The following is a 12,697-nucleotide window of genomic DNA, read 5'->3' on the forward strand; positions in this document are numbered from 1 at the left end:
GAGCCCTGTGCAGTACAGGATTCAGACCGTTGGGGCCGCTTAATTTGATTTTTGTCTAACTTTTGGGGTTCATTTCATAATCGCCATCGGGCCTTTACTTTTTTCTACATACAAATATCGCAAAAAGCGTGAATTTTGTATCAAACTATGAGCATCGCATCCCCAAAGCTGAAGAAGCGGTATTTCTCTTCTACAGCTACCTTATACGCGGCCATGGTCTTCTCATAGCCGTAGAGGGCGGAAACGAGCATGATGAGGGTGCTTTCGGGCAGGTGGAAGTTGGTGATGAGGCCATCGATGCAGTTGAACTTGACGCCCGGATACAGGAAAATAGAGGTGTTTCCGCTGCAAGCCTTGATCTCGCCGTACTTGGCGGCGACGGCTTCCAGTGTGCGGCAGCTCGTGGTGCCGACTGCGATGACCCGGTGCCCGGCGGCCTTGGTCTCCCGGATGCGCTGGGCGGTCTCCTCGCTGACAGAGTACCACTCGCTGTGCATCTTGTGGTCGGCGATCTCATCCTCCATCACGGGGCGGAAGGTGCCGAGGCCGACGTGCAGGGTCACTTCAGCGATGCCGACGCCCTTGGCGCGGATGGTATCCATCAGCTCCGGGGTGAAGTGCAGACCGGCCGTCGGGGCGGCGGCGCTGCCAAGCTCCTTGGCGTAGACGGTCTGATACTGGCTCTGGTCTTCGAGCTGCTTGGTGATATAGGGCGGCAGAGGCATTTTGCCAAATTCGTCCAGCTTTTCATAAAGCGTCTCGGTGTCATAATAAAATGTAACGAACTTGTTGCCGTCTTCCAGCGTCTCGTCCACCACGGCCGTCAGGGTGCCGTCGCCGAAGCTCACCTTGGTGCCGGCCTGCATCCGCTTGCCGGGCTTGGCAAGGCACTCCCACTGGTCGCCCTTGACCTGACGCAGCAGCAGCAGCTCGCAGACCGCGCCGGTAGGCTGCTTGACGCCCACGATGCGGGCGGGCAGGACCTTGGAGTTGTTGACGACCAGCAGGTCGCCCGGCTCCAAATATTCCGGCAGGTCGTGGAAGATGCGGTGCTGGATGCTGTCGTCTTTCTGGCTCAAGACCATCAGCCGGGCCGAGTCACGAGGGTTCGCCGGTTCCTGCGCGATGAGCTCTTTGGGTAAATCGTACCAAAAATCTTTTTTTAACATGCTTCGCATTTGCCTTTCCGATGATTGACACGGAGGCCGTATCAATGTTATCATAAAATCTGTGTAAACAGTATCTATTATATTGCATAGGCGTCCGGTTTTCAAGCCATGTTCTGTGTGAATTTGTTTTTTTGAAAGGAAAGGTGCTGGAAATGGAAAAACAATATAAAGTTGGTATCGTCGGTGCGACCGGCATGGTCGGTCAGCGCTTTGTCACGCTGCTGGAAAATCATCCTTGGTTCAAGCTGACCACGCTGGCCGCTTCCGGCCGCAGCGCCGGAAAGACCTATGAGGAAGCCGTCGGCTCCCGCTGGGCTATGACCACTCCGATGCCCGAAAGCGTCAAGAAGATGGTCGTGCTGGACGCCTCCAAGGTGGAAGAGGTCGCCTCTCAGGTGGACTTCATCTTCTGCGCGGTCAATATGCCCAAGGCCGAGATCAAGGCGCTGGAAGAGGCTTACGCCAAGGCAGAGTGCCCGGTGGTCTCCAACAACAGCGCAAACCGCGGCACCCCGGATGTGCCGATGGTGGTGCCGGAGATCAACGCCGACCACATCGAGATCATCCCGGCCCAGCGCAAGCGTCTGGGCACCAAGCGCGGCTTCATCGCAGTCAAGTCCAACTGCAGCTTGCAGAGCTACGTTCCCGCCCTGCACCCCCTGATGAAGGAGTTCGGCGTCAACAAGGCGCTGGTCTGCACCTATCAGGCCATTTCCGGCGCGGGCAAGACCTTCGACCGGATGCCGGAGATCATCGACAATGTGATCCCCTACATCGGCGGCGAGGAAGAAAAGAGCGAGCAGGAGCCGCTGAAGCTGTGGGGCCACATCGAGGGCGACAAGATCGTCAACGCCGAGAAGCCCGTCATCACCGCGCAGTGCTTCCGCGTCCCCGTTTCGGACGGCCACACCGCTGCTGTCTTCGTGAGCTTTGACAAGAAGCCCACCAAGGAGCAGATCCTCGAAGCATGGGCCAACTTCCGCGGCCCCGCACAGGAGCTGGAGCTGCCCAGCGCACCCAAGCAGTTCCTGCACTACTTCACCGAGAACGATCGTCCCCAGCCCAAGCTGGACCGCAACACCGAGAACGGCATGGCCGTCTGCCTCGGCCGTCTGCGGGAGGACACCCTGTTTGACTACAAGTTCGCCTGCATGAGCCACAACACCCTGCGCGGTGCGGCGGGCGGCGCTGTCCTGCTGGCCGAGCTGCTGGCCGCCAAGGGCTATTTTGATTGATCTGCGTTTGGAAACGCAGCAAAAAGGAGATTTTACACTATGAAGAATCCTGTCTTTACCGGCGCGGGCGTGGCGATCATCACCCCGATGTACGAGGATGGCAGCGTCAATTTCGACGAACTGGGACGCATCATTGAGGACCAGATCGCCCGCGGCACCGATGCCATCGTCATCTGCGGCACCACCGGCGAGTGCTCCACCATGACCGATGAGGAGCAGCTGGCTGCCATCAAGTTCACCGTCGATACCGTGAACCACCGCGTTCCGGTCATCGCCGGTGCCGGTTCCAACGACACCGACCACGGCTGTGCACTGGCGGCAAAGTCTGCCGAGTGCGGCGCAGACGCCCTGCTGCTGGTCACCCCGTACTACAACAAGACCACACAGGCTGGTCTGGTGGTACACTTCACCGCCATGGCGGACGCCGCCGGCATCCCGGTCATCGTCTACAATGTGCCTTCCCGCACCGGCCTGAACATCGCTCCGGAAACGGCGCTGGAGCTGAGCAAGCACCCCCTCATCAACGGCATCAAGGAAGCTTCCGGCAACATTTCGCAGGTGGCGAAGATCGCACAGCTTTGCGGTGACGAGTTGAACATCTATTCCGGCAACGACGATCAGGTGGTTCCCCTGCTGTCTCTGGGCGGCAAGGGCGTCATCAGTGTGGTCTCCAACGTCAAGCCGGAACTGGTGCACGCGTGCTGCAAGGCATGGTTCGAGGGCGATACCAAGAAGGCTTGCCAGCTGCAGTTGGAGATGCTGCCGCTGGCCGATGCCCTCTTCTGCGAGGTCAACCCCATCCCGGTCAAGTACGCGATGAACGTGCTGGGCTGGAACGCGGGCGCATGCCGTCTGCCGCTGGTGGAGCCCAGCGACGCCCACAAGGAGAAGATCGAACAAGCGCTGGCCGCAGAAGGTCTGATTTAAATAAAATGCAGGTCCAATGCCCGGTGGAATGCTCTTCCGGGCATTTGGCCTCTTTCGGAAAATGAGCGGAACAAAACAACGAGGTAAAATCAAATGACGGATATCATCATTCAGGGCATCGGCGGCCGCATGGGCCATGTGCTGTGCGAGATGATCGCAAAGCGCGAGGATTGCCGCGTGGTGGCCGGTATCGACGTGAAGGACGGCGAGCAGAACGGCATCCCCGTGTACGACAGCTTGGAGAAGCTGGAAGGCAAGGGCGATGTCATCATCGACTTCAGCTCCCCCGCCGCCGTGGAAAAGGCTCTGCCTTATTGCGAAGCCCACAAGCTGCCCATCGTGGTCTGCACCACCGGCCTGTCCGAGGAGCTGCAGTTGAAAGTCGTGCAGCTCTCCCGCACCGTGGCCGTGTTCAAGAGTGCCAATATGTCCATGGGCATCAATGTGCTGTCCGAGCTGTGCAAGCGCGCTTCTGCCATCCTCGGCGTGGATTATGACGTTGAGATCGTGGAGCAGCACCATCACAACAAGCTGGATGCACCCAGCGGCACGGCTCTGATGCTGGCCGACGCCATCAACGAGGAGAACAACGGCGAGTATCATTACGTCTATGACCGCTCCTCCGTCCGCCAGAAGCGCGACCCGAAGGAGATCGGCATCAGCTCGGTGCGCGGCGGCAGCATCGTGGGCGACCACGAAGTGCTGTTCTGCGGGCAGGATGAGGTCATCACCCTCAAGCATACCGCTTATTCCCGCAGCATTTTTGCGAATGGCGCAGTGAATGCCGCCGTTTATCTTGCAAAAAAGGAGCCGGGGCTGTACAATATGGGTAACATGATCGCAGAAATGTGAAAGTGCCGGAACTTGGAGCCCTTACGGGCAGAATGGAGTGTTTACTATGTACGGTGTATCGAAGATCAACATCGAACCCAGCCTCATGATGATCAGCGTTCAGGATGTCGAGTTCAAGGGCAACAGTCTGGCACGTTATCTGCAGATCTTTGCCGATACCGGCGTTGTGGTGGATATGATCAGCCAGAGCGCCCCCCACGGCACCACCATTGATTTCAGCTTTACCGCCTCCTCCAGCGACCTTCCGCTTGTGATGAAGGCCATCTCTGCCGCCAACCTCGATAAAGACGCCAAAGCTTCCCCGCTGATCAGCGTCGGCTACTCCAAGCTGAACCTCTTCGGCGAGGAAATGGTCACCAGCTGCGGCGTGGCCGCCCGCGCCCTGAATGCGCTGGCCATGGCAGACATCGAAGTGCTGCTCATCACCACCAGCGACTTGGATATTTCCCTGCTGGTCCGCGCGGAGAATGAAGATGCCGCCTACGATGTGCTGAAGAAAGCCTTCGAGCTGTAAGCAACGGCACCATTTTTCCATCCATCGATACAAGCAACAAACGCCCCGCTCCCCTCTCATTTGTGAGAAGGAAGCGGGGCGTTTTGCAGTTTGGTTTTCTGGTGTTTCCGGGGTTACAGGGTCACCTTGTGGTAGACCTTCTTGCCCTTCTTGATGACGATGCCCTTGGTCAGTTGATCTGCGGTGAAGCTGACGGTGGGAGCTGCGACCTTCTCACCATCGACGAGGACGCCGCCCTGCACGACCAGACGGCGGGCTTCGCCGTTGGAAGCGGCCAGACCGGCCTTGACCATCAGGGTCAGGATGCCGATGGAGCCATCGGTCAGATCCGCCTCGGTCAACTGGGTGGCGGGCATATGCTCGGTATCTGCGGCACCGCTGAACAGAGCGCGGGCGGCCTTCTGTGCCTTTTCGGCCTCTTCCTTGCCGTGGACCATGCTGGTCAGCTCGTAGGCAAGGATCTCCTTTGCCTCGTTCAGGCGCTCGTCCTTCCAAGTGCTCATCTCGTCGATCTGCTCCAGCGGCAGGAAGGTCAGCATCCGAATGCACTTCATGACATCCGCATCGCCAACGTTGCGCCAGTACTGATAGAACTCGAAGGGGCTGGTCTTGTTGGGGTCGAGCCAGACGGCGTTGCCCGCGGTCTTACCCATCTTCTTGCCCTGCGAATCGGTCAGCAGGGTGATGGTCATAGCGTAGGCATCCTTGCCCAGCTTGCGGCGGATCAGCTCGGTGCCGCCCAGCATGTTGCTCCACTGGTCATCGCCGCCGAACTGCATGTTGCAGCCGTAGTGCTGGAACATGTAGTAGAAGTCGTAGCTCTGCATGATCATGTAGTTGAATTCGAGGAAGGACAGGCCCTTCTCCATCCGCTGTTCATAGCATTTGGCGCGCAGCATGTTGTTGACGGAGAAGCAAGCGCCCACATCGCGCAGCAGCTCCACGTAATTCAGATTCAGCAGCCAGTCGGCGTTGTTCAGCATCAGAGCCTTACCGTCGGAGAAGTCGATGAATTTTTCCATCTGCTTCTTGAAGCATGCCGCGTTGTGAGCAATGTCTTCCTTGGTCAGCATCTTGCGCATGTCGGTGCGGCCGGAGGGGTCGCCGATCATGGTGGTGCCGCCGCCGATCAGAGCGATAGGCTTATTGCCCGCCATCTGCAGACGCTTCATCAGGGTCAGCGCCATGAAGTGACCGGCAGTCAGGCTGTCGGCCGTGCAGTCAAAGCCGATGTAGAAGGTGGCTTTGCCGTTGTTGATAAGGTCGATGATCTCCTCATCGGTGATCTGAGCAACCAGACCGCGAGCCTTGAGTTCTTCGTAGAGAGTCATGGATAGTTCCTCCTGTTGTTGTGGGCAGAGGGAAAAGAAAACGCCCCCTGCCAAAATAAATTTGGCAGAGGGCGAGAAAAAATCGCGGTACCACCTCTGTTTGCCGCCTCCTCACGGAAACGGCCTCACGAGTGCATGCCCCAGAGTAGGACGACACTCCTGCGTTTGTAACGCTCGCACGCGGCACGGCCTACTAGAGAAAACTTCTCATTCAGCTTGCAGCTCCGGGAGGTATTTCCCCCGTTGCTCTGCACGCCCCTTTCACCAACCGGGGCCTCTCTGGGCAGAGCGCTTCAGGGTACTTGTTCCCTTCTTCGCCTTTCAACGAAAGCCAGTTTAACACATTTCCGGAAGCTTGTCAATCACGAGTTTCCCGCTCGGCAATGCCCAGCATCTCCCGCGCGTTGGCACGGGAAAGCTCGGTGACATGGTCGCCGGAAATGATATGCGCCAGCGCATCCACCCGGCCCTCCTGATCAAGGGGATGGATCTCGGTATAGGTGCGCTCGTTTGCAACATTTTTCTGGATGAGCAGATGGCAGTCAGCCAGTGCAGCAATCTGTGCGGTGTGGGTGATGCAGAGGATCTGGTGGTCCTTTGCGCTCTGCTTGAGCACCTCGCCGATGCGGCTGGCAGCCTTGCCCGAAACGCCGCTGTCGATCTCATCGTAGATGACGGTGGGCACGGCGTCCTTGTCCGCCATTGCGTTCTTGATGGCCAGCGTAATGCGGCTCAGCTCGCCGCCGGACGCGATCTTTGCCAGCGGCTTCGGGGCCTCACCGGGGTTGGTGGAGATATAAAATTCCACGCTGTCCTGTCCATGGCTGGCCAGCGGCCCCCTTGTGTGGCGGAGCGTCATTCGGACGCCGGGCATGTTCAGAAAATCCAGCGTGCCGGAAATGCGTTTGTTCAGCTCTTCGAAAGCTTTCAGGCGGGTCTGGGTCAGCGCCTCGGCCTTATCCCGCGCCAGCACATAAAGCCGGTGCTTTTCCGCTTGCAGCTGTTCGGCCCGCTCCTCCGAGAACTGGATGCGTTCCAGCTCTTCTCGCGCCCGCTGGCCAAAAGCGATGATATCTTCCACCGTATCGCCGTACTTGCGCTTGAGCTTGTAGATCCGATCGATGCGCTGTTCGATCTCGTCCAGTTCTGCATCATTTGTATCATATCCATCGAGCCGGTTGATGAGGTCGGCGGAGAAATCCTTGGCGGAATAATAGAGGTCCAGCAGCTGCCCAGCGGCAGCGGAAAGGCTCCCGTCCACCTGTGAAGCGGCGTCAATGGCATTGGAAGCTTCGCCCAGCAGATCGACTGCACCGGGCGTCTCGTCGTCACCCGAAAGCAGAGCGTAGCTCTGGGAGATGCGCTCCCGGATGGTGGAGGCGTTCGCCAGCACCCTGCGGCGGGCATCCAGCGTTTCCTCTTCCCCTGCCGTCAGCGCGGCATCCTCGATCTCCTGAACCTGATAGCTCAACAGGTCGATGCGGCGCTGTTTTTCCGCTTCATCGGTGATGATGGCATCCAGTTCCTTTTTGACCTTGATGAGTTCCCGGTAGACCGCATAATATTCCTGAAATTCTGCGCCGTTCTGGGCATAGGCGTCCAGAATGCCCTCGTGGCGGGCCGGGTTCAGCAGACCCACCGAGTCGTGCTGGCCGTTGATGTTAATCAGTCCGCCGCACAGCTCCCGCAGGATGGCCGCTGTGGCGGGCATCCCGTTGATGCGGCAGGTGCTCTTGCCCTCGGCGGTGATCTCCCGGCTCAGGGTCAGCGCCTCCGAGCGCTCGTACCCCGCCTTCTCCAGACTGTCCAGAACCGAAGGGGGCACATCGTCGAAGGCAGCGCGGATGACCGCCTTGGCAGCTCCGGTGCGCACGAGATCCTTGGACGTCCGGTTGCCGAGGATGGCGTTGATGGAATCAATCAGGATCGATTTGCCCGCGCCTGTTTCGCCGGTGAGGACGTTCAGCCCCTTTTCAAAATGCACATTGGCTTTCTGGATGACTGCAACATTTTCGATTTGCAGACTACTCAGCATGGTAATTTCTCCCGCATTATTTTTGTCCGATGTGGTGGGTCAGCTCGGTGCAGATGGTCTTGGCATCCCGTTCCGAGCGCGCCACGATCAGGAACGTATCGTCGCCGGACAGTGTTCCGACAACATTTTTCCATTTCAAAGCGTCGAACACCTCACAGGCCGCGTTCGCCATACCGGAGTAGCATTTGACGAGAACCACATGTCCGGCATAGTCCACGCCGAGGACGGATTCGTGAAAGATCGTCTCAAAACGGCCCTGAATTTTAGGGTTCAGCGCTTCGTTGTGGCTGGAAACATACCGGTAACCGGTGCTCGTCGCGGCTTTTACAAGGCTGAGTTCCCGGATATCACGGGAGATGGTGGCCTGTGTGGCGTCGAACCCTTCCTTCCGCAGATAGTCGAGCAGAGACTCCTGACGGCTGATCGGATATTCTTGGATCAAGCGCAGGATCGCCTGCTGACGCTCCCGTTTGCTTTTGGCATCGCCTCGGCTGCTGGCCATACGGTTTCCCCTTTCTATCAAAACTTACCGTCTGCCGCGCAGTTTCTGGTCAATGGCCTGAAACTGGTCGGCTTTGCTGAAGGTGATGAGCTGAACGATCTGGTCGCTCAGGCGCACCTCGGCGGTGGCACCGGCGCAGAGCGAATACCCGGCGGCACCGTCGCAGCTGATGAATACTTCCTCGTCCGCCACCTGCCCGACACAGATGTTGATCTTGCGCTCCTGCGCAAAGACCATAGCCGGGCTGGCAAGGCTGTGGGGGCAGATGGGGGTGACGACCACGCCCTTGGTCTGCGAGTCCAGAATCGGGCCGCCCGCCGCCAGCGAATAGGCGGTGGAGCCGGTGGGCGTGGCAACGATCACACCATCTCCACGGTAGTGCTCCACAAGGATGTCGTCGCAGTAGATGCTGAAGTCGATGGCTTGCTGCAAGCGGCCTTTGGTCATAACGACATCGTTCAGAGCGTGGCCCTCCCAGCTGTCGTCGCCCAACACCCGGACGTAGAGCAGCATCCGGGTGTCCAGCATGTAGTCCCCGCGCGCGACGGCAGAGAGCTTCTGCTCCATTTCATCGACCTCGCAGGTGGCCAGAAAGCCGCATCGGCCCAGATTGATGCCGAGGATGGGCTTATGGTATTCCAGCGAGAGGTTCGCTTCGTGCAGGATGGTTCCGTCGCCGCCGATGGTCAGGATGACATCGGTCTTTTCAAGGCACTCCTTTTGGGGCAGGAACTGCACCCCCATGGTGTTGCACTCTTCCCGGAGGTTCATCTGCATCAGCACCTTGGCACCGTGGGCCATCAGGATCTGCGCGGCCCGCTGGGAGATGCCGTAGGCCATCGGTTTGCCGGGGTTGGGCGAAATATAGACCGTCACGTCCTTCACCTCTTCTAAATCGTCAGATTCAGCGATCCAGCGTGGAATGGCTGGCCTCCACGACCTGCTTTGCCACACTGTCGTCCAGCACGGCGGGCTCGTCGCTCTTCTGAACGAACATTAGATATTCGATGTTGCCTTCCGGGCCCTTGACAGGGCTGAAGTCCAGCCCGCGCACCGCGAAGCCGTTGGCGGCGGCATAGCCCATCGCATTGTGGAGCACTTCGCAGTGGGTGGCCGGGTCACGCACGACGCCGTTCTTGCCGACCTTTTCACGGCCCGCCTCGAACTGCGGCTTGACCAGACAGACGCCCATAGCGTCCGGCGTGGTGATGGCCTGTGCCACCGGGAAGATATGATGCAGCGAGATGAAGGAGACATCCACGCTGAAAAACTCAATGGGTTCGCCCAGTTGGTCGGGTGTGACGCTGCGGATGTTGGTGCGCTCCATATTGACGACGCGCTCGTCGGTGCGCAGCTTCCAAGCGAGCTGGCCGTAACCGACATCCACGGCATAGACCTTGACGGCCCCGTTCTGCAGCATACAGTCGGTGAAGCCGCCGGTGGAGGCGCCGATGTCCATGCAGACCTTGCCGTTCGGCGTCAGCGGGAAGCACTGCATCGCCTTTTCCAGCTTCAGTCCGCCACGGCTGACGTAGCCGATGTCGTGGCCGCGCACCTCGACCTTGGCGTCTTCCTTGATCATCTCGCCGGCCTTGTCCACCTTCTGCTCGTTGACGAAAACGACGCCGGACATGATCATAGCCTTGGCGCGCTCACGGCTCTGGATCAGGCCATGCTGAACCAGATATTGATCCAATCGGATTTTCAAGATACAGTTTCTCCTTTCACGGTCTCACGGATGGTCTGCGCCAGATGGGCAGCGTCCAGACCCGTTGCTTCTTTGATCTGCGGGACTGTTGCATGGGGCAGACGAAGGTTCTCGACGGCCCGGTGGATGTACGTACCCTTCCAGCCGGAGCGGTAAAGGGCGGCTTCCAGATGTTCGCCGATGCCGCCGCATGCGACGCACTCCTCGGCGAACAGAATTACATCATAGCGCGAAATTTCTTTGATGAATTCATCTGTAAAGGGATATATCTTTACAAGCTTGTAAACGTCGCAGGGCAGCTTTTCCTCGCCCAGAAGCTTTGCCGCACAGAGCACATCCTCCACTTCGTCGGCATAACTGATGAAAGCAGCCTTTGCATCGGGGGCGGTATAGAGGCGATCGTACTCCCGGCCGGAGCAGCCGTAAGCAGCCAGCACCTCGCTCTCGCCGCCGCGCGGGTAGCGGATGGCACGCGGGCCCTTCTGCTCGTCACTGAGCAACACCGGCAGCCAATGGCGCAGCTCGGCGTAGTTCGAAGGCGAATAGGTCGGGATGCCGATCTGGCTCAGGAAAGCCGGATCGTAGATGCCCTGATGGGTCTCGCCGTCGGCCGGAACAAAACCGGCGCGGTCAATGGCAAGCACAACATTTTCGTTCAGCAGATTGACGTCGTGGATGATCTGGTCATAGGAGCGCTGCAGGAAGGTGGAATAGATGCAGACCACCGGCAGAATTCCCTGACTGGCCAGACCGGCTGCAAAGGTCACAGCGTGCTGCTCGGCCATGCCCACATCAAAGAAGCGCTTCGGGTGGGTGTGGGCAAAGAATTGCAGACCGGTGCCGTACTTCATGGCTGCAGTAATGGCGCAGATCTTCTCGTTGGTGGTTCCTTCTTTGTTCAGGACATTGCCGAACACATTCGAGAAGGATTCCTTCGGGGCTACTTCCGGGTCGGGAATGCTGTCCACAAGGTCGAACTTCGAAACACCGTGGAAGTTGCCGGGGTTGCTCTCGGCGGGGCCATATCCCTTGCCCTTTTTCGTAACGATGTGCAGGAAATGGGGGCCGGGCTGCTTGTGGATGCTCCGCAGGATCTGCTCGACTTCCTGTTCGTTATTCCCATCAAAGGGGCCGTAATAGTGGAAGCCCATATCCTCGAACATGGTGGAGTGGTACAGAGCGCGGCGCACCAAGGTTTTTCCGCTATGGATCGTCATTTTCAGCGGCGGGCCGATCACAGGCACCCGATCAAGGAAGCCGCGCACATTTTCCTTGGCATCAAAGTAGCGGTTGGTCGTGCGCAGACGCTTCAGATAACGGGACAGTGCACCGACGTTTTTGGAAATGGACATCTTGTTGTCGTTCAGGACGACCAGCAGGTTGTCCAGCCCGCCGATGTTGTTCATTCCCTCATAGACCATGCCGCCGGTAAAGGCACCGTCGCCGATGACGGCGATGACCTGCCCCGGCTCTCCGCGCAGCTTTTTGGCCCACGCGATGCCGATGGCAACGGACAGTGCCGTGTTGCCGTGGCCGGAAATAAAGGCGTCGTGCTCGCTCTCGTTCGGGTTCGGGAAGCCGGACAGACCGTCCAGCTGGCGCAGTTTTGCAAAACCTTCGCGGCGGCCGGTCAGCAGCTTATGGGTATAGCACTGGTGGCCCACGTCGAACACGATCTCATCCTGCGGCGTCGTAAAGACGCGGTGCAGCGCGACCGTCAGTTCCACGGCCCCCAGATTGGATGCCAGATGGCCGCCGGTCTTAGATACGTTTTCCAATAAAAATTCGCGGATGTCCGCACAAAGCTGCACGACCTGCTGGCCGGACAGCTTTTTCAGATCGCTGGGCTGCGAGATTTTCTCCAGCAAAGGCGAATTCATAGATTCACGTCCTTCTCACATAATGGATTTGAGCGGTCTGCCCGCCCAAGGGCTGATCACACCATCGGGTACAGAAGCCCGACCATGCAGCCGACCACAAAGCCGGCCAGCACCTGCAGCGGCGTATGGCCGACCATTTCCTTCAGGTGCATGTTCTGGAGGAAGGGGTTGTTTTTCTCGGTCACCTCGATCCACTGCTCGATCATTTTATTCAGAACCTTGGCCTGTTCGCCGGTCTCGCGGCGGACACCCATGGCATCGTGCATCGTGATGATGGCAACGACGGCAGCCACGGCAAAAATAGCCGAGTTGATGCCCTCGCTCCGGGCCGTGGCAATGACCATGGCGCAGACGGTCGCGCTGTGGGCGCTGGGCATTCCGCCGTCCCCCCACATCCGTTCCAACTGGAATTTGCCCAGCAGGATAAAGTTGATGAGGGTCTTCAGCACCTGTGCCACGAACCAGCTCAGGAGCGAAACCGTCAGGATCTTATTTAGGGACAAAACCTCGCGAATGAATTGCATGTTCTGCTCTCTTTCTTCTT

12 protein-coding genes and 1 other annotated feature are annotated in these 12,697 nt (G+C 58.6%); of the genes, 4 read left to right on the plus strand and 8 right to left on the minus strand.

Translation table 11 applies throughout. The features are described 5' to 3' along the window. Window positions 1-140: 140 nt before the first annotated feature. A complete protein-coding gene (queA, locus tag C4N23_RS01400; protein ID WP_112143553.1) occupies window positions 141-1,169 on the minus strand; it encodes a tRNA preQ1(34) S-adenosylmethionine ribosyltransferase-isomerase QueA in 1,029 nt (342 codons plus the stop codon). Window positions 1,170-1,321: 152 nt separating this feature from the next. On the opposite strand from queA, the gene asd reads away from it, so the two are divergent. From asd to C4N23_RS01420, 4 genes are all read left to right on the plus strand, one after another. Continuing rightward, window positions 1,322-2,404: an aspartate-semialdehyde dehydrogenase gene (gene asd / locus C4N23_RS01405; protein WP_112143555.1), complete on the plus strand. Its 1,083-nt coding sequence runs from the start codon at window positions 1,322-1,324 to the stop codon at window positions 2,402-2,404. 39 nt (window positions 2,405-2,443) lie between these two features. Continuing rightward, window positions 2,444-3,331, plus strand: coding sequence for a 4-hydroxy-tetrahydrodipicolinate synthase (gene dapA, locus C4N23_RS01410; RefSeq protein WP_055188052.1), 888 nt, complete (start codon window positions 2,444-2,446; stop codon window positions 3,329-3,331). Between the two features lie 93 nt (window positions 3,332-3,424). Next, window positions 3,425-4,183, plus strand: a complete 759-nt coding sequence (gene dapB, locus C4N23_RS01415; protein WP_112143557.1) for a 4-hydroxy-tetrahydrodipicolinate reductase — start codon at window positions 3,425-3,427, stop codon at window positions 4,181-4,183. A 46-nt stretch (window positions 4,184-4,229) separates the two neighbouring features. Continuing rightward, on the plus strand, window positions 4,230-4,697 hold the full coding sequence (locus C4N23_RS01420; protein WP_055188048.1) for an ACT domain-containing protein: 468 nt from the start codon (window positions 4,230-4,232) through the stop codon (window positions 4,695-4,697). 113 nt (window positions 4,698-4,810) lie between these two features. On the opposite strand, the gene tyrS is transcribed toward C4N23_RS01420, so the two are convergent. The 7 genes from tyrS to C4N23_RS01455 form a co-directional block, all read right to left on the minus strand. Continuing rightward, on the minus strand, window positions 4,811-6,028 hold the full coding sequence (tyrS, locus tag C4N23_RS01425) for a tyrosine--tRNA ligase (protein ID WP_055188046.1): 1,218 nt from the start codon (window positions 6,026-6,028) through the stop codon (window positions 4,811-4,813). Window positions 6,029-6,092: 64 nt separating this feature from the next. Next, window positions 6,093-6,352: a binding site (T-box leader), on the minus strand. Window positions 6,353-6,386: 34 nt separating this feature from the next. Beyond that, on the minus strand, window positions 6,387-8,063 hold the full coding sequence (recN, locus tag C4N23_RS01430; protein WP_112143559.1) for a DNA repair protein RecN: 1,677 nt from the start codon (window positions 8,061-8,063) through the stop codon (window positions 6,387-6,389). Between the two features lie 16 nt (window positions 8,064-8,079). Further along, window positions 8,080-8,565 (minus strand): arginine repressor, encoded by a 486-nt coding sequence (locus C4N23_RS01435; protein ID WP_055188042.1) that lies wholly within the window; start codon window positions 8,563-8,565, stop codon window positions 8,080-8,082. 24 nt (window positions 8,566-8,589) lie between these two features. Continuing rightward, complete coding sequence (locus C4N23_RS01440) at window positions 8,590-9,441, minus strand: NAD(+)/NADH kinase (protein WP_112143561.1); 852 nt, start codon at window positions 9,439-9,441, stop codon at window positions 8,590-8,592. Window positions 9,442-9,469: 28 nt separating this feature from the next. Beyond that, entirely contained in the window at window positions 9,470-10,273 is an 804-nt protein-coding gene (locus C4N23_RS01445) for a TlyA family RNA methyltransferase (protein WP_055188039.1), read from the minus strand. Then, window positions 10,270-12,153 (minus strand): 1-deoxy-D-xylulose-5-phosphate synthase, encoded by a 1,884-nt coding sequence (dxs, locus tag C4N23_RS01450; RefSeq protein WP_112143563.1) that lies wholly within the window; start codon window positions 12,151-12,153, stop codon window positions 10,270-10,272. Before dxs ends, C4N23_RS01445 begins: the two co-directional genes overlap by 4 nt. 56 nt (window positions 12,154-12,209) lie before the next feature. Then, entirely contained in the window at window positions 12,210-12,677 is a 468-nt protein-coding gene (locus tag C4N23_RS01455) for a divergent PAP2 family protein (RefSeq protein WP_112143565.1), read from the minus strand. Between the last annotated feature and the right edge of the window lie 20 nt (window positions 12,678-12,697).

The sequence above is a fragment of the Faecalibacterium hattorii genome (assembly GCF_003287455.1).
Classification (GTDB): Bacteria; Bacillota; Clostridia; order Oscillospirales; family Ruminococcaceae; genus Faecalibacterium; species Faecalibacterium hattorii.